Origin of the sequence: Pseudomonas sp. Z18(2022) (assembly GCF_036346535.1) — a bacterium.
Classification (GTDB): Bacteria; Pseudomonadota; Gammaproteobacteria; order Pseudomonadales; family Pseudomonadaceae; genus Aquipseudomonas; species Aquipseudomonas yamanorum_A.
This window is the reverse complement of record NZ_JAOTOA010000035.1, coordinates 15,872-41,194: the sequence shown is the minus strand read 5'-3', so window position 1 is coordinate 41,194 and position 25,323 is coordinate 15,872. Positions and strand designations below refer to the sequence as shown.

Annotated in this window: 21 protein-coding genes and 1 pseudogene; 15 read left to right on the top strand and 7 right to left on the bottom strand. The window is 61.6% G+C overall.

The features are described from left to right. Nucleotides 1-22 precede the first annotated feature (22 nt). The 3 genes from V3W39_RS32220 to V3W39_RS32210 all read right to left on the bottom strand — a co-directional run bounded on the left by V3W39_RS32220 (nucleotide 23) and on the right by V3W39_RS32210 (nucleotide 2,614). Nucleotides 23-1,036, bottom strand: coding sequence for a GNAT family N-acetyltransferase (locus tag V3W39_RS32220; RefSeq protein WP_177113235.1), 1,014 nt, complete (start codon nucleotides 1,034-1,036; stop codon nucleotides 23-25). Nucleotides 1,037-1,102: 66 nt separating this feature from the next. Beyond that, nucleotides 1,103-1,891: a substrate-binding periplasmic protein gene (locus tag V3W39_RS32215; protein ID WP_177080050.1), complete on the bottom strand. Its 789-nt coding sequence runs from the start codon at nucleotides 1,889-1,891 to the stop codon at nucleotides 1,103-1,105. 99 nt (nucleotides 1,892-1,990) lie between these two features. Beyond that, the gene (locus tag V3W39_RS32210; protein ID WP_010166492.1) at nucleotides 1,991-2,614 is read right to left on the bottom strand and encodes a TetR/AcrR family transcriptional regulator; all 624 of its coding nucleotides are present in this window, start codon (nucleotides 2,612-2,614) and stop codon (nucleotides 1,991-1,993) included. Nucleotides 2,615-2,766: 152 nt separating this feature from the next. Between V3W39_RS32210 and V3W39_RS32205 the strand changes: the two genes are divergently transcribed. The 8 genes from V3W39_RS32205 to ppnP all read left to right on the top strand — a co-directional run bounded on the left by V3W39_RS32205 (nucleotide 2,767) and on the right by ppnP (nucleotide 12,715). Further along, nucleotides 2,767-4,545 carry an acyclic terpene utilization AtuA family protein gene (locus tag V3W39_RS32205; RefSeq protein ID WP_330214076.1) on the top strand — a complete coding sequence of 593 codons (1,779 nt, stop codon included), beginning with the start codon at nucleotides 2,767-2,769 and terminating at the stop codon, nucleotides 4,543-4,545. Nucleotides 4,546-4,557: 12 nt separating this feature from the next. Then, nucleotides 4,558-5,430 (top strand): SDR family oxidoreductase, encoded by an 873-nt coding sequence (locus tag V3W39_RS32200; protein WP_177113229.1) that lies wholly within the window; start codon nucleotides 4,558-4,560, stop codon nucleotides 5,428-5,430. A gap of 3 nt (nucleotides 5,431-5,433) precedes the next feature. Further along, nucleotides 5,434-7,050: a geranyl-CoA carboxylase subunit beta gene (atuC, locus tag V3W39_RS32195; protein ID WP_177048354.1), complete on the top strand. Its 1,617-nt coding sequence runs from the start codon at nucleotides 5,434-5,436 to the stop codon at nucleotides 7,048-7,050. A gap of 21 nt (nucleotides 7,051-7,071) precedes the next feature. After that, entirely contained in the window at nucleotides 7,072-8,229 is a 1,158-nt protein-coding gene (atuD, locus tag V3W39_RS32190; protein WP_169385866.1) for a citronellyl-CoA dehydrogenase, read from the top strand. Beyond that, nucleotides 8,226-8,999 carry an enoyl-CoA hydratase/isomerase family protein gene (locus tag V3W39_RS32185; RefSeq protein WP_177113227.1) on the top strand — a complete coding sequence of 258 codons (774 nt, stop codon included), beginning with the start codon at nucleotides 8,226-8,228 and terminating at the stop codon, nucleotides 8,997-8,999. Before atuD ends, V3W39_RS32185 begins: the two co-directional genes overlap by 4 nt. 841 nt (nucleotides 9,000-9,840) lie before the next feature. Further along, complete coding sequence (locus tag V3W39_RS32180) at nucleotides 9,841-11,769, top strand: acetyl/propionyl/methylcrotonyl-CoA carboxylase subunit alpha (protein WP_330214075.1); 1,929 nt, start codon at nucleotides 9,841-9,843, stop codon at nucleotides 11,767-11,769. Between the two features lie 71 nt (nucleotides 11,770-11,840). Beyond that, complete coding sequence (locus tag V3W39_RS32175; protein ID WP_169385869.1) at nucleotides 11,841-12,383, top strand: exonuclease domain-containing protein; 543 nt, start codon at nucleotides 11,841-11,843, stop codon at nucleotides 12,381-12,383. A gap of 47 nt (nucleotides 12,384-12,430) precedes the next feature. After that, the gene (ppnP, locus tag V3W39_RS32170) at nucleotides 12,431-12,715 is read left to right on the top strand and encodes a pyrimidine/purine nucleoside phosphorylase (protein WP_330214074.1); all 285 of its coding nucleotides are present in this window, start codon (nucleotides 12,431-12,433) and stop codon (nucleotides 12,713-12,715) included. Between the two features lie 65 nt (nucleotides 12,716-12,780). Here the strand turns inward: ppnP and V3W39_RS32165 are convergent, their stop codons facing one another. Next, complete coding sequence (locus V3W39_RS32165) at nucleotides 12,781-13,587, bottom strand: MOSC domain-containing protein (protein WP_177046920.1); 807 nt, start codon at nucleotides 13,585-13,587, stop codon at nucleotides 12,781-12,783. 39 nt (nucleotides 13,588-13,626) lie between these two features. Next, nucleotides 13,627-14,562, bottom strand: a complete 936-nt coding sequence (locus V3W39_RS32160; protein WP_008430676.1) for a chemotaxis protein CheV — start codon at nucleotides 14,560-14,562, stop codon at nucleotides 13,627-13,629. 551 nt (nucleotides 14,563-15,113) lie between these two features. Here V3W39_RS32160 and V3W39_RS32155 point away from each other — a divergent pair. From V3W39_RS32155 to V3W39_RS32145, 3 genes are all read left to right on the top strand, one after another. After that, nucleotides 15,114-15,560: a hypothetical protein gene (locus V3W39_RS32155; RefSeq protein ID WP_177047266.1), complete on the top strand. Its 447-nt coding sequence runs from the start codon at nucleotides 15,114-15,116 to the stop codon at nucleotides 15,558-15,560. Between the two features lie 320 nt (nucleotides 15,561-15,880). Next, entirely contained in the window at nucleotides 15,881-16,774 is an 894-nt protein-coding gene (locus V3W39_RS32150; protein ID WP_259201344.1) for a sensor histidine kinase, read from the top strand. Further along, nucleotides 16,771-17,430: a response regulator transcription factor gene (locus tag V3W39_RS32145; RefSeq protein ID WP_010166456.1), complete on the top strand. Its 660-nt coding sequence runs from the start codon at nucleotides 16,771-16,773 to the stop codon at nucleotides 17,428-17,430. The genes V3W39_RS32150 and V3W39_RS32145 overlap by 4 nt, the downstream gene beginning before the upstream one ends. On the opposite strand, the pseudogene yegS reads toward V3W39_RS32145, so the two are convergent. Next, a pseudogene (yegS, locus tag V3W39_RS32140) lies at nucleotides 17,392-18,316 on the bottom strand (lipid kinase YegS); the annotation flags it as partial. The gene V3W39_RS32145 and the pseudogene yegS overlap by 39 nt on opposite strands. Nucleotides 18,317-18,493: 177 nt before the next feature. Between yegS and V3W39_RS32135 the strand changes: the two are divergent. The 3 genes from V3W39_RS32135 (at nucleotide 18,494) to V3W39_RS32125 (ending at nucleotide 22,300) form a co-directional block, all read left to right on the top strand. After that, entirely contained in the window at nucleotides 18,494-18,670 is a 177-nt protein-coding gene (locus V3W39_RS32135; protein ID WP_010166452.1) for a hypothetical protein, read from the top strand. A gap of 72 nt (nucleotides 18,671-18,742) precedes the next feature. Then, nucleotides 18,743-20,902 (top strand): mechanosensitive ion channel family protein, encoded by a 2,160-nt coding sequence (locus V3W39_RS32130; RefSeq protein ID WP_177046924.1) that lies wholly within the window; start codon nucleotides 18,743-18,745, stop codon nucleotides 20,900-20,902. A gap of 51 nt (nucleotides 20,903-20,953) precedes the next feature. Next, the gene (locus V3W39_RS32125; protein WP_259201348.1) at nucleotides 20,954-22,300 is read left to right on the top strand and encodes an amidohydrolase; all 1,347 of its coding nucleotides are present in this window, start codon (nucleotides 20,954-20,956) and stop codon (nucleotides 22,298-22,300) included. Nucleotides 22,301-23,122: 822 nt separating this feature from the next. Here V3W39_RS32125 and V3W39_RS32120 read toward each other — a convergent pair. After that, a complete protein-coding gene (locus V3W39_RS32120; protein ID WP_010166446.1) occupies nucleotides 23,123-23,836 on the bottom strand; it encodes a UTRA domain-containing protein in 714 nt (237 codons plus the stop codon). Between the two features lie 351 nt (nucleotides 23,837-24,187). Between V3W39_RS32120 and V3W39_RS32115 the strand changes: the two genes are divergently transcribed. After that, nucleotides 24,188-25,255 (top strand): ABC transporter substrate-binding protein, encoded by a 1,068-nt coding sequence (locus V3W39_RS32115; RefSeq protein ID WP_003219752.1) that lies wholly within the window; start codon nucleotides 24,188-24,190, stop codon nucleotides 25,253-25,255. The last annotated feature ends 68 nt before the right edge of the window (nucleotides 25,256-25,323 follow it).

Below are 25,323 nucleotides of genomic sequence, written 5' to 3'. Positions count from 1 at the left end.
CAAATAACGGATATGCACCCGGTCAAACCAACCCACACCGCTCAAAAAACCGCTCCCGCCCCAGGATCATCAACGCCGCCCGCTTGTGGGGAAAATCAAACTCCTTCTCACAGTGAAAACACTGGTTCTGCATATACCCAATCATCTTCCCGTTATCCGCCCGAGGCTCCGCCACCACCCGCTGAGTACGCGGATCATCCAGAAACAGGTAATGCACCAACGCCGACAGCCAACTCGCAACCTTGTGCGGCCCCCGGTGATGCTCTTCACCCACCAGCATATGAACCCCGCGATCGTAATCCGCCGCATCATAGAACGGCGCAATCCGATCCTCCTTCGCCCAATACGCCTCGAAATACGCAAACGGCTCATCATCAAAACAGCCGATCAACGTCAACGCATGAGGATCCGCATCCAGCTTGTCCAGATACTCCCGATGCTGCTCCAGACTGCCACTCTCCTGCCAGAAATTCGCCACCCGCGTACTGTTCTGCCACCGATTGAAACGCGCCAGATCGACGTCAATCTCCACCGTTCGCAGCGAAATCCACGCCCCCAACCGCGCATCAAACCGCCGATAAACCTCACCCCGCGGCTTCGGCGCACGGGCCGGATGCCGCTTGCCACCACTGATGATCATCTGCTGCGGATAAGTCCCCGTAAGTGACTGCCCCAACCACGGCTGCGGCAGCTGCCAGAACAACGTGCGCTCGCAATGAAACTGCCCGGCCACCTCGGTCGCCACCAGCAGCCCACTGCGCAGGGCATCATCCGGCGCATGCTCAAGGCGCCAAACCAATCGCTGGCGCCCCGGTTCCTTGGCAAACAGCCAGTAACAAGCCGCCCACAGAGCACGGGCAGCCGGCACGCTGCCGGGCTCCTGCAAGTGCACCTGCAGCTCATCACCCCGCTCAAGGCGCAGGCGAATCAACGGCTGCCCTTCAAGGGTAAGGCTCAGGCGGCTGTCAGTTTCATCAGCATTCAGGGCAGGCCCCGCCGGCAAGGGCAGGACAGACAGGTCATTCAGATTGGACATGGGATGGGCTCACGAATCGTCGACAGTTCAACAAGTGACGTGAGCCAAGGGCAAAAATTTAGACGATCAGGGCACCGGCAACACATCGATGCGGTAAGGCTCGAAGATCTTCAGCAACTGGCCGTTGTCACGCAGTTGCTTGAGCAGCCCGGCAAACGCCGGCCCGGTGATCGGTGCCTTGGGCCGCAGCAACGCGTAGTGATGGTAGATCTGGTCGATCCGCTCCGACACCAGGAACTGCCCCGCCGTATCGGCGTTGCGCACCAGGAAGTCGCTGAGGTAGGAGCGCGTCACCAGAGCAATGTCGGCCCGGCCCCGGGCGACCATCAGCAGGTTGCTGTCGTGGGAATAGGTCAACGTGGCGTTGAAGTGCTCCGCCATGTACTTGGGGTCGGGGTTGAAGTTGGCGAACGCATAGTGATAACCGCTGAACACCGCCAGGCGCTTGCCGGCCAGGTCAGCGAAATAGGATTGGTCGCGACCCGGCTCCTGCTGGGCCACGAATATTTCCGCATCCTCCAGACCCATGTCGACATCCGTATGGGGAATGTCCTGCCAGCCCCAGTTCGGGTTTTCGAAGATCGCCATGTCGACCCGGCCCTGCTGGAAGTCGCGAAAACGCCGGGGAATCGAGGTGGGCACCAGCACAAACTGGTAATCGGTTTGCAAAGCGTTCAAGGCTTCCACCAGTTGCGGCAGCAACCCGGTGTCGGCGCCCTGCTCCGGGCGCACGGTGTACGGCGGAAAATGCGCAGCACCGACCCTCACCAATTGGGCGGCCGAAGCCGGCATCAGCCACAGTGCGCCAAGCGCCAATATTGAGAGTCCTGCAGCCAATCGCCAAGGCGAACACATCAAGGCACACACCGTCGAAAACTTTGATCCCGCTAAGCTAGGCGTTTTTGTCTATCGAGACAACTTTCTGCCCCACAATTAATAGCTTGCGTGAACCGGCTAGTCAGCTTTCAACACCATCAGCAAGGCTTCGTCGGCCAGTTGCTCCAGGGTCATGCTGCCCTGGGCACGAAACCAGGTGGTGGTCCAGGACAAGGCGCCGGTCAGGAAGCGCCGGGTGATAAACACATCGCCCCTGATATAACCGGCCTCCTTGGCCTCCCCCAGCACCTGCAACCAGATGTCTTCGTAGATATCGCGCAAGGCCAGCACCTGGGCCTGGCCCTCGGCCGACAGTGAGCGCCATTCATACACCAGCACCGCCATGGCCTCGCCGCTGCCGCCCATGATCGACTGCAATTCGCAGCGAATCAGCGCCAGCACGCGCTCACGCACGTTGTTTGCCTCGGCCAGGGAAGCGCGCATCAACGCGGTGTTGTAGTGGATGGTTTCCTCCATCACCGCCCGCAGGATTTCGTCCTTGCTCTTGAAGTGATGAAAGATGCTGCCGGACTGAATCCCAACCGCGCCGGCCAGGTCACGCACGGTGGTGCGCTCAAATCCCTTGTTGCGAAACAGGTGCGCCGCGGTTTGCAGCAGCTTGCCACGGGCGCTGTCGGGGTCGGTCAATTGGCCGGCGTCGACCATGGTGCGCATCACCCGCAGGGCTTTTTGCTCATCCATGCTGCTCTCCTTAACTTCTGGTTACGTCTTGGGCGGCAATTTAGGCCGTGGCAGCCAACCAAGCAAGCGCTTGGGGCAAAGTTGTGACCAGAGTTTACAAACCAAGCGCTTGCTTGGTAGTCTCAGTCCAGCCATTCAGAGAAGGACTTCTCATGAACAAGACGGTACGCATCGGCTGCGCCAGCGCCTTCTGGGGCGACACCTGCACCGCCGCTGCGCAGTTGGTGCACGGCGGCGCGCTGGATTACCTGGTGTTCGACTACCTGGCGGAAGTCACGATGTCGATCCTGGCCGGAGCACGGATGAAAGATCCCCAGGCCGGCTACGCCACGGATTTCGTCGAGGTGCTGACGCCGCTGCTGGCGGATATCCAGCGCCAGGGCATCCGTGTGATCAGCAATGCCGGCGGGATCAACCCCCAGGCCTGCGCCGCCGCGTTGCAGGCGGCCTGCGACCAGGCGCACATTCCGTTGAAGATCGCCGTGCTGCTGGGGGATGACCTGCAACCGCAGTTCAAGCAACTGCATGGCATCACCGACATGTTCAGCGGCGCGCCCCTCCCGGCGATGTGCGTGTCCACCAACGCCTACCTTGGCGCACCCGGCATCGTGCAGGCGCTGAAGCTGGGTGCCGATATCGTCATCACCGGCCGCGTGGTGGACAGCGCCGTGGTCAGCGCGGCGCTGGTGCATGAGTTCGACTGGTCGTGGCAGGATTACGACCGCCTGGCCCAGGCTGCATTGGCCGGGCATATCATCGAATGCGGCGCCCAGTGCACCGGCGGCAATTTCACCGACTGGCGCGAGGTGCCGGACTATGAACACATCGGCTTCCCGATTGTGGAAGTCTGCGCCGACGGCCAGTTCACCGTCAGCAAGGTCGACGGCAGCGGCGGGCTGATCAGCGAACTGAGCGTCGCCGAACAACTGCTGTATGAAATCGGCGATCCGCGCGCCTATCTGTTGCCCGACGTGATCTGCGACTTCAGCCAGGTCAAGCTCCAGCAACAAGGCAAGAACCGCGTACACCTGCACGGCGCCAAAGGCCGGCCACCCACCGATCAATACAAAGTCAGCGCCACCTACCCCGATGGTTTTCGCTGCACCGCCAGTTGCCTGATCGCCGGGATCGACGCGGTGGCCAAGGCCGAGCGGGTCAGCCAGGCGATCATCAACAAGACGTCAGAGCTGTTCAGCCAGCGCGGCTGGGCGCCCTACACCGACGTCAACATCGAACTGCTGGGCAGCGAAGCCACCTACGGCCCCCATGCCCAACGCCAGGACTGCCGCGAAGTGGTGGTGAAACTGGCGGTGCGTCACCCCAGCAAACAGGCGCTGGTGCTGTTCGCCCGGGAGATTGCCCAGGCGGCCACCGGCATGGCGCCGGGGCTCACCGGGATCGTCGGCGGGCGGCCCACGGTGTACCCGCTGATTCGGCTGTTTTCATTCCTGATCGATAAAAGCGCCTGCCAACTGCAGGTCGACTTTCTTGGCGAACGACATGCCTGCGAACTGCCTGTGGCCGAACCGCTGAACACTTCAATCGAATTGATCGACCCGCCCAAACCCCAAGGCCGCGCCGACGCCAACGTGCCGCTGGTCAAGCTGGCTGTGGCCCGCTCCGGCGACAAAGGTAACCACAGCAACATCGGGGTGATCGCCCGCGAGCCCGAGTACCTGGCGTGGATCGCCGAAGCGCTGACCCCCGAAGTGATCGTCGACTGGATGAGCCACGTGCTCGACCCGATCCACGGCCGCGTCGAGCGCTGGTATCTGCCCGGCAGCCACAGCCTGAACTTCCTGCTGGAGAACGCCCTGGGCGGCGGCGGAATGGCCAGCCTGCGCATCGACCCCCAAGGCAAGGCGTTCGCCCAGCAACTGCTGGAAATCCCGATTGCCGTGCCGCAGCACATTGCCGATCAACTCACTTAAAGGACCCACGCCGTGGCCTTCGACTCGATCTTCAAAGCCGACCTGTTCCAGGGGCAGACCCTCATCGTTACCGGCGGCGGCAGTGGCATTGGCCGCTGCACCGCCCACGAACTGGCGGCCCTCGGCGCCCAGGTGATTTTGGTGGGCCGCAAGCCGGAAAAACTGCAAAGGGTGACGGCAGAGATTATCGAAGACGGCGGCCGCGCCAGCTGGCAGGCCTGCGATATCCGTGATGAAGAAGCGGTCAAGGCACTGGTCAGCCAGGTGATCCAGGAACACGGCCCGGTTCATGGCCTGGTGAACAACGCCGGCGGCCAGTACCCCTCGCCTCTCGCGTCGATCAACCAGAAGGGCTTTGAAACGGTGTTGCGCACCAACCTGGTGGGCGGTTTCCTGATGGCCCGGGAAGTGTTCAACCAGAGCATGAGCAAACACGGCGGCGCCATCGTCAACATGCTCGCCGACATGTGGGGCGGCATGCCGGGCATGGGGCACTCCGGCGCGGCGCGTTCGGGCATGGACAACTTCACCAAGACCGCCGCCTTCGAATGGGGTTACGCCGGGGTGCGGGTCAACGCCGTGGCGCCGGGCTGGATTGCCTCCAGCGGCATGGACACCTACGAAGGCGCGTTCAAGGCGGTGATCCCGACCTTGCGCGAGCACGTGCCGCTCAAGCGCATCGGCACCGAATCGGAAGTCAGCGCGGCGATTGTGTTCCTGCTCAGCCCCGCCGCCGCGTTCGTCAGCGGCAGCACCTTGCGCATCGACGGCGCCGCCAGCCTCGGCAGCCGCGCCTGGCCGCTGCACAAGGCGCAACCGCCGAGCGTGTCCTTTAATGGTTTCCACCGGGCGTACGTGCCGGACGTGCTCAAGGAGGAGAAATAAGCCATGCCGGTGATCGACTCGCAACTCGACGCCCACAGCCCGCAATTCGCGCAGAACCGCGAAGCGATGCTCACGGGCGTCAATCAACTGCGCCAACTGGAGCAAAACCTGCTGGCCAAGGCGGCTGAGGCCAAGGCCAAGTTCGACAAGCGCGGGCAACTGCTGCCGCGCGAACGCCTCAATTTGCTGCTCGACCCTGGCGCGCCGTTCCTTGAGCTGGCAAGCCTGGCCGGCTATAAGCTGCACGACGACAAGGACGGCAGCGCCGCCGGCGGCGGCTTGATCGCGGGCATCGGCTACGTCAGCGGCGTGCGCATGCTGGTGGTGGCCAATAACAGTGCGATCAAGGGCGGGACCATTTCTCCCTCCGGCCTGAAAAAATCCCTGCGCCTGCAACAGATCGCCATGGAAAACAAACTGCCGGTGGTGACACTGGCAGAAAGCGGCGGCGCCAACCTCAACTACGCCGCCGAGATTTTCGTCGAAGGCGCACGCAGCTTCGCCAACCAGGCACGCATGTCGGCCATGGGCTTGCCACAGATCACCGTAGTGCATGGCTCGGCCACGGCGGGCGGTGCGTATCAGCCGGGGCTTTCGGATTACGTGGTGGTGGTGCGTGGCAAGGCCAAGCTGTTCCTCGCCGGCCCACCGCTGCTCAAGGCCGCCACTGGCGAAGTCGCCACCGATGAAGAACTGGGCGGCGCCGAGATGCACGCGCAGACCGCCGGCACCGCTGAGTACCTGGCGGAAAACGATGCTGACGGTGTGCGTATCGTGCGCGAGATCGTCAGCCTTTTGCCGTGGGACGACCGCTTGCCGCCTTCACACCCGCGCGCTTACAGCGAGCCGCTGTACCCGATTGAAGAGCTGTTGGGACTGATCCCCGACGACCCGAAAAAGCCCTATGACGTGCGGGAAATCCTGGCGCGACTGGCGGACGCTTCCAACTTCCTCGAATTCAAGGCCGAGTTCGACCCGCACACCGTCTGCGGGCACCTGCATATCCAGGGCCGGGCCTGCGGTTTTATCGGCAACAACGGGCCGATCACACCGAAGGGCGCGAGCAAGGCCGCGCAATTTATCCAGCTGTGCGACCAGAGCCAGACGCCGCTGCTGTTCTTCCACAACACCACCGGGTTCATGGTGGGCACCGAATCGGAACAGCAAGGCGTGATCAAGCACGGCGCGAAGATGATCCAGGCAGTGGCCAACGCCCGGGTGCCGAAGCTGACCATCGTCGTCGGCGGCTCCTACGGCGCCGGCAACTACGCGATGTGCGGCCGTGGCCTCGACCCGCGTTTCATCTTCGCCTGGCCCAACAGCCGCACCGCCGTGATGGGCGGCGCCCAGGCCGGCAAGGTGCTGCGGATCGTCACCGAGGCCAAGCAATTGAAAGACGGTTTGGTGCCTGACCCCAAGGTGCTCGACATGCTCGAACAGGTCACCGCACAAAAGCTCGACAGCCAGTCCACCGCACTCTACGGCAGTGCCAACCTGTGGGACGACGGGCTGATTGATCCACGGGACACTCGGACCTTGCTCGGGTTTCTGCTGGACATCTGCCATGAAGCCGAAGTGCGGCAACTACAGCCCAACAGCTTTGGTGTGGCGCGGTTTTAACTCTTCAGGAGAACAATAAGAATGATCTTCACCCAGGAACACGAAGAACTGCGCCGCACCGTCCGTGGCTTTGTCGAGCGCGAGATCAATCCTCACGTCGATGAGTGGGAAAAAGCCGGGCGCTTCCCGATCCACGAGATTTTCCGCAAGGCCGGCGACCTCGGTTTGCTGGGCATTTCCAAGCCGGAAAAATTCGGCGGCATGGGCCTCGACTACAGCTATTCCATCGTCGCCGCCGAAGAGTTCGGCAGCATCCGTTGCGGCGGCATCCCGATGTCCATTGGCGTGCAAACCGACATGTGCACACCGGCCCTGGCCCGCTTCGGCTCCGACGAATTGCGCGACGAATTCCTGCGTCCGGCCATCAGCGGCGAACAGGTGGGCTGCATCGGCGTCTCGGAAACCGGCGCGGGCTCCGACGTGGCCGGGCTGAAAACCCACGCCCGCAAGGACGGCAGCGACTACGTGATCAACGGCAGCAAGATGTGGATCACCAACTCGCCGAGCGCCGACTTTATCTGCCTTTTGGCCAACACTTCGGACGACAAGCCGCACATCAACAAGTCGCTGATCATGGTGCCGATGAACACCCCCGGCATCAGCGTCAGCCCGCCCCTGGAAAAGCTCGGCATGCACAGCTCGGAAACCGCCCAGGTGTTTTTCGACGACGTGCGCATCCCCCAGCGCAACCGCATCGGCCATGAAGGCGCGGGGTTCATGATGCAGATGCTGCAGTTCCAGGAAGAGCGGCTGTTTGGCGCGGCCAACATGGTCAAGGGCCTGGAGTACTGTATCGACAGCACCATCGAGTACTGCAAGGAGCGCAAGACGTTCGGCAAGGCGTTGATCGACAACCAGGTGATCCACTTTCGCCTGGCCGAACTGTCCACCGAAATCGAATGCCTGCGGGCGCTGGTGTACCAGGCCACCGAGCAGTACATCAAGGGCCAGGACGTGACGCGCCTGGCCTCCATGGCCAAGCTCAAGGCCGGGCGCCTGGGGCGGGAAGTCAGCGACAGTTGCCTGCAATATTGGGGCGGCATGGGGTTCATGTGGGACAACCCGGTGGCCCGGGCTTATCGGGATGTGCGGCTGGTGTCGATTGGCGGTGGGGCGGACGAGATCATGCTGGGGATCATCTGCAAATTGATGGGCACCCTGCCGGGGAAAAAGTCGTGAATACGTTGTTGCTGGAGCCGCACAACGGGGTGTTGCATGTGACCCTCAATCGGCCGGACAGCCGCAATGCCATGAGCCTTGAGATGGTGACCGAGTTGCGTTCGGTACTGGCCGATGTGGCTGGGGACAAGTCGGTGCGGGCGTTGGTTATCAGTGGCGCGGGCGGGCACTTTTCGGCGGGTGGCGATGTGAAGGACATGGCTCGCGCCGGGGGCACGGGCGGGTTGCAGGCGTTGAACCGGGCGTTTGGCACGCTGTTGCAGGAGGTTGAGGCGCTGCCGCAGGTGGTGATTGTGGTGCTTCAGGGTGCCGTGCTGGGTGGCGGGTTTGGGTTGGTGTGTGTCAGTGATGTGGCGATTGCGGATCATCAGGCGCAGTTTGGGTTGCCGGAGACCAGCCTTGGGCTGCTGCCGGCGCAGATTGCGCCGTTTGTGGTGAAGCGTATCGGGTTGACTCAGGCGCGGCGGCTGGCTTTGACGGCGGCGCGGTTTGATGGGGTTGAGGCGCTGCGGTTGGGGTTGGTGCATTTTGTGGAGCACGATCCGCAGGCGTTGGCTGAGCGGGTGGATGAAGTGTTGGGGCAGGTTTTGCGGTGTGCGCCGGGGGCTAATGCGCGGACCAAGGCTTTGGTGTTGGCTAGCGCGGGGCAGGGTTTTGGGCCGTTGCTGGACCAGGCTGCCGAGTGGTTTGCCGAGGCGGTTTGTGGTGAGGAAGGGATTGAGGGGACTCAGGCTTTTGTGCAGAAGCGTAAGCCGGGGTGGGCGTCATGAATTGGGGGCATATCCGTTTCTGCGGTCAGGGCGGCTATGGGTTCCGCTCTTACAGCGGCTCACTTTTGAACAGCGCAAAAGTAAGCAAAACGCTCTTGCCCCACCACTCGGCACCTCGCCTAGGCTCGGTGTGCCCTCTCTCCGGTAGCACGAAGCGGGCCGCCGCGACGGGGCGTCCCTGCCCCGTCGCGGCTAAACCGGCGTCCTGCCGGTTTACCCGCTCCGTACTACCTGCGTTCGGCCAGCGTGGTTAACGGGGCGCCTAAGATCAAGATCAAAAGCAGATCAAAAGCAAAGCACAGCGGCCTACAGGCCGGCTTGAGTGTGGTGAAGCAAAGGCAACATCAAAATCTAAAGCGACCACGGTCCACTGTAGGAGCTGGCTTGCCGGCGATGGTCGTTAACGATGACGCTGGCGTCCTGAATGAACGCGGCGTTCTCAGGTTCTTCGCCGGCAAGCCAGCTCCTACAGAAAAGCGGCTTTTGATCTGGCTTTTAACACTCAGGTCGGCTTTCAGGCCGCCGTGCTGTTGATCTTGATCTTGCTCTTGATCTGACTGCCCCATTCAGCCCGAGGCCGAACGCAGGGATTGAGGAGCGGGTAAACCGGCAGGACGCCGGTTTAGCCGCGACGGGGCAGGGACGCCCCGTCGCGGCGGCCCGCGGAGCAAGCCCGGAGTGAGGGAACACCGAGCCTAGGCGAGGTGCCGACAGGCGGGGCAGAGCGTTTTGGTTACTTTTGCGCTTTTCAAAAGTGACCCGCTGTAAGAGCGGAACCAATAGCAGCCGTTACCGCAGGAATGGATATGTACACGGTAAACGCCAACCCAAGGGATCACTCATGTTCAATAAAATCCTCATAGCCAACCGTGGCGAAATCGCCTGCCGCATCCAGCGCACCGCCCAATCCCTGGGCTATCGCACAGTAGCGGTCTACAGCACCCCCGACGCCAACAGCCTGCACGTCCAGATGGCCGACGAAGCCGTCAACATCGGCCCCGCCCCGGTCAACCAGTCCTACCTGAGCATCGAAGCCATCCTCGAAGCCGCCCACCGCACCGGCGCCGACGCCATCCACCCCGGCTACGGCTTCCTCTCCGAAAACCCCGACTTCGCCCGAGCCTGCGCAACCGCCGGCCTGACCTTCATCGGCCCCAGCCCCGAAGCCATCGAATTGATGGGCAGCAAACGCCTCTCCAAACTCGCCATGCTCGACGCCGGCGTCCCGTGCATCAAAGGCTACCAAGGCCCCGACCAGGACGACCCAACCCTGCAACAGCACGCCGACCACATCGGCTACCCGCTGATGATCAAGGCCAGCGCCGGCGGCGGCGGCCGTGGCATGCGCCTGGTACACAACCCCGACACCCTGCTGGAACACCTGCGCACCGCCCGCTCCGAAGCACAAAACGCCTTCGGCAGCGCCGAACTGATCCTCGAACAAGCCCTGATCGAGCCGCGCCACGTCGAAATCCAACTGTTCGGCGACACCCACGGCAACCTGATCTACCTCGGCGAACGCGACTGCTCGATCCAGCGCCGCCATCAAAAAGTCATCGAAGAAGCCCCCTGCCCGGTCATGACCAGCGAACTGCGCCAAGCCATGGGCGAAGCCGCCCTCAAGGCCGCCCGCGCCGTCAATTACGTCGGCGCCGGCACGGTGGAGTTCCTGCTCGACCGCAACAGCAATTTCTACTTCCTGGAAATGAACACCCGCCTGCAAGTGGAACACCCGGTCACCGAGCTGATCACCGGCCTCGACCTCGTGGCCTGGCAGTTGCAGATCGCCGCTGGCCAGCCGCTGCCCTTGCGCCAGGAGCAAGTCACCCTCAGCGGCCACGCCATGGAAGTACGCCTCTACGCCGAAGACCCGGCCCAGGGCTTCCTGCCGCAAACCGGCGACGTGCTGCGCTGGGAGCCGGCGCCAGGTGTGCGCATCGATCATGGCCTGCTGGAAGGCCAGCGCATCACGCCGTTCTACGATCCGATGCTGGGCAAGATCATCGCCCACGGCGCCACACGCGAAGAGGCCCGGCGCAAGTTGCTCAGGGCCGTGGAAGACTGCGTATTGCTCGGCGTATCGACTAATCAACGGCTGCTGGCCGACCTGCTCAAGCACCCGCAATTTATCGCCGCAGACTTCAGCACCGGCTTTATCGCCGAACATTTCAGCGAGATCCCTCAAACCCAAGCGACCAACGATGAGCTGGCCCTGGCCGCCGCGCTGTTTTATCAACGCAGCGCCAGCGACCATGCCAAGCCGCTGTCGGGCTGGCGCAACAACGCCAGCGTGCCGTGGACCTGGCAACTGGCCGAACAGGACGAATCCCGGGTCGTCAGCCTCAGTGTGCTGGCGGACAATTGCCTGCAAGTCGAGATTGATCGGCACGCCGTCGAAATACGCGACCTCACCACCGATGGTCGTTGGGCCACCGCGGTGGTCAACGGTATCCGCCGCCGCATCGCCTACCACCTGCAAGGTACCCGGCTCTGGCTGCCCGGCGTATGCATCACCGACCAAACCCAGGCCGTTGCCACCCGCCAGGCCGAGGCCGGCAGCGGCTCGGTCAAGGCGCCGATGGATGGCGCGATTGTGGAGGTACGGGTCAGCGAAGGCGATTCGGTCAGCAAGGGCCAGCTGTTGCTGGTGCTGGAAGCGATGAAAATGGAGCACCCGCTCAAGGCCGGCATGAGCGGCGTGGTCAAGCGGATCCAGGCGGTTGCGGGAGATCAGGTGAGGAACCGTCAGATTTTGCTGGAGATCGAATGACCCCTGGGCGGAACTAGCAGGCTTGGCTACGCTCTATCCCCATCAGGACGGGAAGAGTACGGGAACCTGCGATGCCTCATTGGCTGATTATTGATCTTGAAGCCACAACGGATGAAGGCGGCTGGCCCGTGACCGAGATGGAAATCATCGAGATCGGCGTGAGCCTGGTCAACCGCCAGGGCCGTGAGCTGGACCATTTCCAGCGTTTCGTGCGGCCGCTGCGCAGGCCGTTGCTGACGCCGTTCTGCCGCCAGTTGACCCACATCACCCAGGCGAATATCGACGCCGCCGCGCCGTTGAATGATGTGTGGCCGCTGTTCGAACGCTGGCTCGGTCAACACCAGGCACGCCTGGAAGGCTGGGCGAGCTGGGGCGACTACGACCGCCAGCAACTGGAGCTGGAGTGGCAACGCCATGGCCTGAGCAGCGTGCTGGGCCAGACACCCCACGTGAACCTCAAGCAGCGTTTCGCCAAGGCCCGGCGCCTGGACAAGCCGCTGGGGCTCAACGGCGCGCTGCAACTGGCGGGTATGCAGTTCCACGGCCAACAGCACCGGGCGCTGGAAGATGCGCGCAATACCGCACGGCTGCTGCCGTTGATTTTGCCCGTGTAGAAGGCATACTGGCCGACCTTTCTTGACCCTTTTCCGAGGATTCGCCCATGTTTAAAGTCAACGAGTACTTCGACGGCACCGTCAAGTCGATCGCTTTCGGCACCGCAGAAGGTCCGGCGACCATCGGCGTCATGGCCCCGGGTGAATACGAATTCGGCACTGCCCAGCGTGAAATCATGCACGTGGTGTCGGGCGCGCTGACCGTCAAGCTGCCAGACTGCACAGACTGGGAAACCTTCGCCGCCGGCAGTCAGTTCAACGTGCCCGCCAACAGCAAGTTCCAGCTGAAAGTCGCCGTCGACACGGCCTACCTGTGCGAATACCGCGGCTAAACGTTCGGTAGCCGAAAAAAAATGCCCGTCTCGCGAGAGACGGGCATTTTTTATTGCACGGACGGTTACTCCAGGATCGTCACCGGCATGCCGACTTCCAGTCGGCCCACACCATCGTTGACCAGGTTCTGCCCAAACATCACATCACCCTCTTGTTCCCGGTAGGTCTTGAGCGTGGCCAAGGGTTCGCGGTCGGCACTGCGCTCGCCGCTCGCCGGGTCGATGGTGGTCAGGATGCAGCGCGAGCACGACTTGACCACGCGAAACTCGACGTCGCCAATCCGCACCCGCTTCCAGCCATCTTCGGCAAAGGCTTCGCTGCCCTCGATCACCAGGTTGGGACGAAAACGCAGCATTTCCATGGGGCGGCCGATGCGTTGCGACAGGTCATCAAGGGACGCCTGGCCGATCAGCAGCAACGGAAAGCCATCGGCAAAGCCAACCTTGTCATCATCCTTGCCGTAGCCGGCCTCGGTGGTACGCGCACGCGCCAGTGGCACTTGCACCAGCCGCGTGGGTTTGCCGATGAATTCGCTGAGCCAGGCGCCCGCTTCATCACCCGCATCCGGCACGCGCAAGGTGTCACGCCAGATGGTCACGCCGCGCAACTCGGCATCGCTGCCGGGCAGTGGCACATCAAGGGCAGGCTGCCCTTGGGCGCTCAGGGTCAGGCCACCGGCGCTGTTCCACAGCGCCGACAGCTGGCTCATTTTGGCCACGGCGCGCTGGGTCAGGAACCGTCCGCTGGCCTCGTCCACCAGCATCCAGCGTCGATCCCCATCAAGCCCGAGTGCATCCAGGCCGATCTGCTGCAAGGGTTCACCCTTGCCAGACTTCAAGGGGTATCGGTACAGCGCGCTGAGACGAAGCATGGGCCTGCATTCCTGAGGGGCAAAGCCGTCACCCTAAGCTCAAGCCGGCACTTCGTCCAGCATCAGGCGTTGACGAACCACGTCCACCAACTTGTCGGGCTGGAACTTGGAGAGGAAGTTGTCGCAACCGACCTTCTTCACCATCGAGTCGTTGAAGCTGCCGGACAACGAAGTGTGCAGCACCACGTACAGGCTGCGCAGGCGCGGGTCGTTGCGAATCTCGGTGGTCAGGCGGTAGCCGTCCATCTCGGGCATTTCGGCGTCGGTGAAGATCATCAACAGTTTGTCGGTCATCACCTGGCCGCTGTCGGCCCAGGCCTTGAGCATGTTCAGGGCCTTGAGGCCGTCGCTGGCAATGTGCATCTTCACCCCCAGTTGGCCGAGGGTGTCACGCAGTTGCGAGAGCGCTACGTTGGAGTCATCCACCAGCAGCACTTCGCGGCCACGGGCGCGCTCCAGTACCGGGTCTTCGAGTTTCTCGCGGGAAACCTTGGCGTTGTAGGGCACGATCTCGGCAAGGACTTTTTCCACATCGATGATTTCCACCAACTGGTCATCGACCTTGCTGATGGCCGTGAGGTAATGCTGGCGCCCGGCACTGGCCGGTGGCGGCAGGATCGCCTCCCAGTTCATGTTGACGATGCGGTCTACACCGCCCACCAGGAATGCCTGCACCGAGCGGTTGTATTCGGTGACGATAATGGTGCTGTTGGGCCCCGGTATCAGCGGGCGCATGCCAATCGCCTGGGACAGGTCGATCACCGGCAACGTCTGGCCACGCAGGTTGACCACGCCGCAGACAAACGGGTGGCGCTGGGGCATCAGGGTCAACTTGGGCAGTTGCAGCACTTCCTGCACCTTGAACACGTTGATCGCGAACAGCTGCCGCCCGGCCAGGCGAAACATGAGGATCTCCAGGCGATTCTCACCCACCAATTGCGTGCGTTGATCTACCGTGTCGAGAATGCCGGCCATTAAAGACTCCTGGGTTGAGCGGAAGGATATTACAGGTCACTGAAGCAGGTTATCGGCGGCAAACGCCGGACCTTGACCCCCACTAAAATGCCATGCAAATCCATTGATGTCACACTGACATCATGCTTTACTGAGCCAGCTTCAACGCAAGGCCCATCAACACCGCCGCGTGACCGCAAAGTCAGCGCGAGGTTCCCCTATGTAAGGGATTCCCCTATCCACAATCAGGACCAACCTGATATTCGCGATATCTAATAGCCATTAATGTGACGCCATTCTCATTGCATGAATGGAGTCAGGCTTTTGTTTGCTACCGCAAGCTCTCGGCCCACGGGTCGTCCACAGACTTACGTCTTGGCAACCGAAGAAGTTATGCGAATGGCCCTGAAGATGATGGGGGGTTCCGACGAGCGCGGGCATCATTCAAATAAATGCCCTACTGAAAAGTCGGAACCGACCTACAGATCTTCGTCATATTTCAGTAGTACTTTTAAGCCATTCACCCAGTGCGACATCTCATTATCCGACCGTATGTTGTGGAGACTTGCATGATGAACGACGGCAAAGAGTGGCAACTTGCACTTCCCGAGTTCCTCCTTGAGGCGGAAATGCTGCTGGCCAAGTCCCAGGAATGCTTGAGCCACCTGCACTTGATTCGTAACGACAGCGACGCCGTCGACTGCATGAAGAGCAGCCTGATCAGGCTCGCGGAAAAGTCCGACGCCCTTGCGCTGCGGGCCATCGGCGAGTTTTCCCGGCATGTGCAGTACCTGATCGCCAATGCCGCCAGCCCGTTGCAATTACACGACGAGGCACTGGACGCGCTGAATGCTTGCCTGACCTTGCTCGCCTGGCAACTGGAGTTGATCGACGCCAAAACCGGCAAACTAGGCCTGGATGAAACGGAACAAACCGTGTTGATTGCCACCGTCGTCCAGCACATCCCGCAAAGCGACTTTGGTTATAAGCAACAACGCAGCATGCCTTACGCGATTTGAATATCTTTCGCATTTAACCGACAAAACCGTCGTATTCAATGGCCGACTTATCCAAAAACGACAGCCACAACTAACCATGCATGACGTCGTCGTTAGCAGAAAAATATCAATAAGCCACTAACGACAATACCGATACAAAACAACTTCAATGATACAACTCCCCGCCTATTTGAACTCCGGGACTACCTCCCGGGGCGCTGCCGCGATTAATAACCCTCATCACGCTCGGCTCCAGGCGACCAACGGTAATAGTGGTGGTACCATGCCCCGCTCGAAGTGACTCAACTTCATGATGCATATAAACGTGAAATGCGCCTCCTATGTACGCCAGCCTGAAGTCACTCATCGCAAGGTCCGTGTCCCGAAGCAATGCACGCTGGATGACCCTCGCGCTATGCCTGTGCTCATTCCTGCTCAGCCTGTGGGCTTATGCACAATCGACCCACCTGCCTGTTGCCCTGTTGCTGTTGAACCTGGCCACCCTGCTGGTGGTAGGCCTGCAACAGTGGCGCTCGCGCAAATCCATCAAGTTCCAGCCCCAGGAATTGGCCGACCGCCTGTTGCAGGTGCAGGAAAACGAACGTCATCGCCTCAGCCGCGAACTGCACGACGATATCGGCCAACTGTTGACCGCCGCCAAGCTGCAAAGTGAGTGGCTCAAGCGCCGCCTGCCGGAAGACTTGCAGGGCCATTGTGCCGTGCTGTGCAACACCTTGAACGAAACCCTGGCCAAGGTGCAGGACGTGTCGGCCATCCTCAACCCCCGGCAGTTGGCGAGCCTGGGGCTGGAAGCGAGCCTGCGGGCGCACCTGCTCAAGACCCTGGAAAACACCCGGGTGAGCTGGAGCCTGGAATGCCATCAACGGTTGACCGGCATCCCGGAAGAGATGGCTGTCGCCGCCTTCCGGATTACCCAGGAAGCCGTCACCAACATGCTGCGCCATGCCCAGGCACATAACCTGCTGGTGCGCCTGCAACGCCTGCCCGAAGGCCTGTCGCTTTTTATCAGCGATGACGGCCAGGGCTTTTTGCCCGCCATCAACCCTGCCCAGGAAGGCCAACGGGGCATGGCCGGGATGTCCGAGCGGATTGATCAACTGGGTGGCACATTGTCCGTCAATAGCCAGCCAGGCTTTGGGACGAGGATCGAAGCGCTTTTCCCCTGGGCGCCCCGCGCCCTCGAACGGGCCAACCCCAATAAGGTTCTAGAGTGACGTGCAACTTACTCCTGGTGGATGACCACTCCCTGATCAGGGCCGGCGTGCGTGCGCTGGTCATGGATATTCCCGGCTACGCGGTGGTTGGCGAAGCCAGCGATGGTGCGCAGTTGCTGGAGCGCTTCGACGCGCTGCAACCCGACATCGTGCTGCTTGACCTGTCGATGAAACACACCGGCGGCCTCGACGCGCTGAAGGAGCTCAAGCGCGCCTACCCAAAGAGCAAAGTGCTGATTTTGTCGATGCACACCGACCCGGAGCTGATCATGTGCGCCCTGGAGTCCGGCGCTCACGGCTACCTGCTCAAGGACACCACGGCCAATGAGCTGGAGCACGCGCTCCTGGCCTTGCGCAACAACGAACGCTACCTGAGCCCGGCCATTGCCCACACAGTGATCAACCAGGCGCTGGTGCGCAATCAGGCCCAGCCCAACCCGCCGCCCCACAGCCACAACCTGACGGCACGCCAGCTGGAAATCCTGCGCTTGATCGTGCGCGGCAAATCCACCCGGGAAATCGCCAACGGCCTGGGCTTGAGCATCAAGACCGTGGAAGCCCACCGCTCGCAGATCATGAAACGCCTGCAGATTTTCGATGTGGCGGGCCTGGTGTTGTTCGCCGTGCGCGAACAGATCATCAGCCTGGACGATTAGTCAGCAACGGCGAATCCACCGGCAAATGCACCCGTAGCGCCTGGGGCAAGGCCGAGAAATGCAAGTCGTCGCCCTTGAGCGGTTCGCCGTCCAGATTGATCGCCAGCCCTTCGGCGACCTTGATCTCGACCCACGGCAAACGCGCCCGCACAAACATATTGTCCAGGCCCCAGCCGTCCGCCATCAGCGTACGCAACGTGCCGACCACTTCCTGGGGCGCCGGCAAGATGCTGATGTCCAGCAAACCATCATCGGCCAGCGCATCGGGGCACAACACATGGCCGCCGCCGGCCTGGCGCCCGTTACCGATGCCCAATGCCAGCAGCTCGCCACGCCAGTGGAAGTCAGGCCCCTGCAATTCACCGTAGGCCGCGCGCAACTCGCTGAAGCGTGACAGGCCGGTAAACAGGTACGCCGCGCCGCCGAGAACTTTCTTCAGGTCTTCGGAGGTGTTGGCGGTGACCTGGCTGCCAAACCCGCCGGTGGCCATATTCAGGAAAATCTGCCCGCCTACCTCGCCCAGGTCGATGGCGCGGGCCGGTACATCCAGCAGCTCCAGGGCCTGCTCCGGCTCCAGCGGTACGCCGGCGGCGCGGGCAAAGTCGTTGGCAGTGCCCAGGGGCATCAGCACCAGGCTGGCCTCAGTCTTCGCCCGGGCCATGGCCTCGGCCACATCCCGCAGCGTGCCGTCGCCGCCGCCGGCAATCAGCCGGGTATAGCCATCGGCCAGGGCTTGATCGACAAACCGCTGGGCGTCGCCGCCCTCCCACGTCACCCGCACGTCCAATTCCCAGCCTTGCTCGCGCCTGGCCTGCACCGCCGCCCGCACCTGCTCGTTGAGGGCTTGCTTGCCGTGCAGAATCAACAGCGCCTTGGGTGTGCTCATGGATGAATGCTCCTGGGTTTAAAGGTTCCTGAGGGATGTTGACCGTGGCCAATCGAAAAAAAGCCATCGGGTGTAGAAATTAACCGCGGTTTGTAGCGTTTCTGACACTGATCAACTTGCACTTCGCAAAATCGACCTAGACTTATACCCATCCCCATCCGACAAGGCCGTCGCCCCATGATCACCATGTCCGCCTTCCACTCCATGCTCATCCCCATCCTGACCGGCATGATCCTCCTGGCCATCGGCTTCAACTTTCGCGACAAAGCCATCGGCGTGTTCGGCATGTGGATCGGCATGCTGCTGATCCTCGGCACCGTGGTTTACAAGATCCTCGCCAAACTCGCTGAATGACAATCCCACTCGCATTGCACATGACGGCCTCGTACACTCGGTCAATTCGTCGTATTTAAGGTTGACCGCCTCGTGCTTGCCCGTCTGTTTGCCCTGCCCTGCTGCCTGTTTATCTGCCTGCTGGCCCTGTTGCCCATGGCGCCTGCCCACGCCGTGAGCCTGCCGGGGCTGCTGGGCAGCACCAACAAAACCCAACCGCAAGCCGACGTCCCGCTGGGCCAGTCCCTGGACGAAGTGATCAAGACCCTGGAGAACGACCAGCAGCGCACCAAACTGCTGAGCGACCTGAAAAAGCTCCGGGAAACCACGCAAAAAGCCCAGCCCGCCGCCGAACTGGGTGTGCTCGGCTTGATCGGCGGCACCCTGTCCAGCCTGGAGCAACAGTTCTCCGGTGCCGACAGCCCGATCAATCGCTGGTCCAGCGAGTTCGACCAGGCCAAGGATGAACTTACCGCCCTGATGCTGCCGGCCAGTGAGTGGCTACCGATCATCTTTGCGTTTGCCATGATCCTGATGCTCTGGAGCCTGCTGGCCGCCGTGCTGATCTGGCTCAGCCACCGGGTGCGCGAGCGCTTCGGCCTGACCGAAGAACTGCCCCAACACCCCAAGACCTGGGACCTGCTGCGCTTTGCCCTGCGCAAGCTCGGGCCGTGGCTGATCGCGTTGGTGATCACCGTCTACATGAGCTACGCGCTGCCCTCGTCCCTGGGCAAATCCCTGGCGATGGTGCTGGCTTACGCGCTGGTGGTGGGCACCTGCTTCTCGGCGATCTGCGTGGTCGCGTTTTCCGTGCTCGACGGCCCGCACCGCCACCGCGCCTTGTACATCCTGCGGCACCAGGCCTTCCGGCCATTGTGGCTGATCGGCAGCTTTGCCGCCTTTGGCGAAGCCGTCAGCGACCCGCGCCTGGCCGAGAGCCTGGGCCAGCATTTGTCCCATGTCGCCGCGACCATCGCCAATGTGATGGCCGCGCTGTCCACCGGCGTGTTCATCCTGCGTTTCCGCCGGCCCATCGCGCACCTTATCCGCAACCAGCCGCTGTCCCGCCGCCTGACCCGCCGCGCCCTGAGCGACACCATCGAAATCGTCGGCACCTTCTGGTACCTGCCGGCGTTGCTGCTGGTGGGCATCTCGCTGTTCGCCACCTTTGTCTCCGCCGGCGACACCAGCACCGCCCTGCGCCAATCGTTGTTGTGCACGGTGTTGCTGGTGCTGTGCATGGTGATCAACGGCCTGGTGCGCCGCCATGCCCTCAAGCCCCAGCGTGGGCACAAGCGCCATGCGCTGTACTCCGATCGCCTGAAAAGCTTCGTCTACACCCTCGCCCACCTGGTGGTGTGGCTGGTGTTCATCGAACTGGGCCTGCGGGTCTGGGGCCTGTCGCTGATCCGCTTTACCGAAGGCGACGGCCATGAAATCAGCGTCAAGCTGTTCGGCCTGGCCGGCACGTTGCTGTTCGCCTGGCTGATCTGGATCCTCAGCGACACCGCCATCCACCACGCGCTGACCCGCTCACGCAAAGGCCTGGCCAATGCGCGGGCACAGACGATGATGCCGTTGATTCGCAACGTGCTGTTCGTGACCATCTTCATCATTGCCGCCATCGTCGCCCTGGCGAACATGGGCATGAACGTCACGCCGCTGCTGGCGGGTGCCGGCGTGATCGGCCTGGCCATCGGTTTTGGTGCGCAGTCGCTGGTGGCGGACTTGATCACCGGCCTGTTCATCATTATCGAAGACTCCCTGGCGATTGATGACTACGTGGACGTCGGTGGCCACCTGGGCACCGTGGAAGGCTTGACCATTCGTACGGTGCGCCTGCGGGACATCGACGGCATCGTGCACACGATTCCGTTCAGTGAAATCAAAAGCATCAAGAACTACTCCCGGGAGTTCGGCTACGCGATCTTCCGGGTGGCGATTCCGTACAACATGGAAATCGACGACGCCATCAAGCTGATGCGCGACGTCGGGCAGAAGATGCGCAACGACCCGTTGCAGCGGCGCAATATCTGGTCGCCGCTGGAGATTCAGGGTGTAGAAAGTTTCGAGTCCGGCAGTGCGATTCTTCGCGCCCGCTTCAAGACCGCGCCGATCAAGCAGTGGGAGGTTTCGCGGGCGTTCAACCTGTCGCTCAAGCGTCACCTGGATGAGGCCGGGCTGGACCTGGCCACTCCGCGCTTGAGCGTGCAAGTGGTGACGGCGGCGGGAGGCGTGCAGGAGAAAGAATAAGCGCGGCCCGGACGACGTCAGGATCAACAACAATAATCATGGAGAGTCCTTATGCGTTTGACCGGTCTTACACACCAATGGGTATTCGGCTTGCTGTGCGGTGTCGCCAGCAGTGCGGTCATCGCCGCCAGCAGCGGCCAGGACAGTGCCCGCGAAACCATCGCCGCCCAGGCCAAAGTGCTGGAACCGGCCTTGCTGGAAACCCGGCGCGACATCCACGCCCATCCTGAACTGGGCAATACCGAACACCGCACCGCGGAGCTTGTGGCCAAGCAACTGCGGGAGATGGGGCTTGAGGTGAAGACCGGCGTTGCCCGCACGGGCGTAGTCGCCATTCTCAAAGGTGCCCTGCCCGGCCCGACCGTTGCCCTGCGCGCCGATATGGATGCGCTGCCGGTCAAGGAAGTGTCCGGCCTGCCCTTCGCGTCCAAGGCCAAGGGCGTGTACCTCGATAAAGAAGTCGACGTGATGCACGCCTGTGGCCACGACGCCCACACCGCCATCCTGCTGAGCACGGCGAAAATCCTGACAGGCATGCGCGACCGCCTGCCGGGTACCGTGGTGTTCTATTTCCAGCCGGCTGAAGAAGGCCCGAGCGACTTTATCCCCGACGGCAAGAACACCTGGGGCGCGAAGATGATGGTGCAGGAAGGGGTGATGAAATCGCCCAAGCCGGATGCCGTTTTTGGGCTGCATGTTTGGGCGGGTGTGCCTGCGGGGCAGATTGCGTATCGGCCGGGGCCGACGTTGGCGAGCTCGGATGACCTGCGGATCAAGATTCTGGGCAAGCAGACCCACGCCGGGCGGCCGTGGGATGGGATTGATCCGATCACTGTCGGGGCGCAGACCATTGTGGGGTTGCAGACGGTGGTCAGTCGGCGGACCGATATTTCTTCGTTTCCGGCGGTGGTGAGTATTGGCACCATCAACGGGGGCACGCGGTACAACATCATTCCCGAGTCGGTGGACATGAGTGGGACGATTCGGTCCTACGACTATGGCATTCGCCAGAAGCTGCATGCGGATGTGCGCCAGACTGTCGAGAAGATCGCCGAGAGTGGTGGGGCGAAGGCTGAGGTGACGATCATTGAGAAGTACGATCCGACCATCAATAATCCGCCGCTGACCGAGAAGATGCTGCCGAGTTTGCGTTGGGCGGCGAATGGCGATGTGGTCAACGCGCCGTTGGTGGGTGGGGCTGAGGACTTCTCGTTTTATGCCAAGGAGGCGCCGGGGTTGTTTGTGTTTCTGGGGGTGACGCCGCGGGATCAGGACATGAGCAAGGCGGCGCCGAATCATAATCCGGGGTTCTTTGTGGATGAGTCGGCGTTGGTGGTTGGGGTTCGGACGCTGGCTTCGTTGGCGACTGACTATATGTATGCCAATGCGGGGGATTGAGGGTATATCCGTTATTCAGGTAACGGCCGCCTATGGTTCCGCTCTTACAGCGGCTCACTTTTGAAAAGCGCAAAAGTAAGCAAAACGCTCTTGCCCCACCACTCGGCACCTCGCTCAGGCTCGGTGTGCCCTCTCTCCGGTATTACTCCGCGGGCCGCCGCGACGGGGCGTCCCTGCCCCGTCGCGGCTAAACCGGCGTCCTGCCGGTTTACCCGCTCCGTACTACCTGCGTTCGGCCAGCGTGGTTTAACGGGGCGCCTAAGATCAAGATCAAGATCAAAATCCAGAGCACAGCGGCCTACAGGCCGGCTTGAGTGTGGTGAAGCAAAGGCAACATCAAAATCTAAAGCGAGCACGGTCCACTGTAGGAGCTGGCTTGCCGGCGATGGCATCGCCTCGGTGTATCTGAAAGACCGAGTTGTCCGCATCGCCGGCAAGCCAGCTCCTACAGAAAAGCAGCTTTTGCCTTGGCTTTTAACACTCAGGTCGGCTTTCAGGCCGCCGTGCTCTTGCTTTTGATCTTGATCTGCAGGCCCCGTCAACCACGATGGCCGCAAGCAGGCACGGTGGAGCGGGTAAATCGGCAGGGATGCCGATTTACCCGCTCCACCGTGCCATGGATGGCCCGTCGCGGCGGCCCGCGGAATCGGGCCTTCGTTCCGGCATGCCGAGCCTAGGCGAGGCACCGAGTGGTGAGGCAAAGACCTTTTGGTTACTTTTGGCTGGGCCGGCATTCCGGGCGTTTGCCAAAAGTGACCCGCTGTAAGAGCGGAACCATAAGCAGCCGTGACCGCAGCAACGGATATGTACACGGTCAAACCGTCAAACCACATCCACCCCAACATGAATCGCATCATGCCGCCAAAACTCCAGATCACAATCAATCAACCGCTCATGCTGATCGTAGTTAACCCGAGCAATCCGCAACCCCGGGCTCCCCACCGACACCCGTAAAGCCGCCGCCGCCTCCACCTGCAACGACGTGGGCACAATCTCAAACCGCACCCGCCCGTAATGCAAGTCATACACCCGCGCATACAACTCCGTAATCGACTGATTCAAATCACACTCCAGAATCCCCGGAAAATACTGCGGGTTCAGATAGTGCTCCACATACAACACCAACCGCCCATCAATCCTGCGCCCCCGGCAGATCTGGATCACACTGGACAACGCCGGCAACTGCAACCACGCACACACCGCCGCCGAAGCCGGCTGCAACCGCGCCGAAATCACCTCGGTGGACGGCACCCGCCCCTGCGCACTCACCATCGCGTGAAAATGACTACGCTGCATCAGGTTGTAGGCAAGCCTGGGCGGCGACACAAACCACCCGCGCCGCTCCTCACGATAAATCTGCCCTTGGGCCTCAAGTTGTAACAAGGCTTCCCGCACCGTGATCCGGGTGGTACCAAACAACTCGCTGAGCTTGCGCTCGGCCGGCAGCTTACTGGCAGGCGCCAACAACCCATGGTCGATCTGCTCTTGCAGCGCCAGGCCAATGGTTGTCACCGCTTTGGTTGCCTCATCACGCATCAACGTTACCTATCTGGACTAGACCAGCACTATTCAGGTGCACAAAACGCCCTCTAAACGCGCCTCTGCTATTGCGTGCAAGCCTAGGCATTGCACATGACCGACAGATGACAGCGCCCCGCGACGTCCTGCCACAAGACCTGCAATACATCGGCCAAGTCCAAGGCTTCCGGGGAGTTGGGCATGGTCTACGCTTACCCGGCAATCCCCCGTCCAGGCCAACAAAAAACGACATCGACATGAAACTGTCATCCGCCACGCCTAAATTGGCTCGTGTATTGCTGACCTAGACCAACACCACCGCAAACGTCGATAAAAACGCAGCGTTGAAAACGCCCAAAGGAGCTTCGGATGAAACAGCTTTTCCTGGCATCACTGTTAGGCTCGACCATTGCCATGTGCACCGCCGCCATGGCTGCTGATACCGATTTGAAAACCCTTGAAGCCGCCGCGAAAGCGGAAGGCGCCGTCAACAGCGTCGGCATGCCCGATGACTGGGCCAACTGGAAAGGCACCTGGGACGACCTGGCCAAGACCTACGGCCTCAAGCACATCGACACCGATATGAGCTCGGCCCAGGAAGTCGCCAAGTTTGCGGCGGAAAAAGACAACGCCAGCGCCGACATCGGCGACGTCGGTGCCGCCTTCGGCCCGATCGCGGTCAAACAGGGCGTGACCCAGCCGTACAAACCGACCACCTGGGCACAAGTCCCGGATTGGGCGAAAGACAAAGACGGTAACTGGGCACTGGCCTACACCGGCACCATCGCGTTTATCGTCAACAAAAAGCTGCTGCACGGCTCCGAAGCCCCGAAAAGCTGGGCTGACCTGAAGACCGGCAAGTACAAGGTCTCCATCGGTGACGTGAGCACCGCCGCCCAGGCTGCCAACGGTGTACTCGCCGCAGCACTGGCCAACGGTGGCGACGAGAAGAACATCCAGCCTGCGCTGCTGATGTTCGCCGACATCGCCAAGCAAGGCCGCCTGTCGCTGGCCAACCCAACCATCGCCACCATGGAAAAAGGCGAAGTGGAAGTGGGCGTGGTCTGGGACTTCAACGGCCTGAGCTACAAAGCCAAGATGGCCAACCCGGATGACTACGTGGTGCTGATCCCGTCGGACGGCTCGGTGATTTCCGGCTACACCACCATCATCAACAAATACGCCAAGCACCCGAACGCCGCCAAGCTGACCCGCGAATACATCTTCAGCGACGCCGGCCAGACCAACCTGGCGCGCGGCAATGCGCGGCCGATTCGTGCCGAACACCTGACCTTGCCAGCTGACGTGCAGGCCAAACTGCTGCCTAACGAACAGTACAAGAAAGTAACGCCGATCAAAGATGCCGACGCTTGGGAGAAGACCTCCAAGGCCCTGCCGCAGAAGTGGCAGGAAGAAGTCATCATCAATATGCAGTAAGAACGCGGCCAGTGTAGGAGCTGGCTTGCCTGCGATAACGGTATGACATTCAGCATTGTTGTCGACTG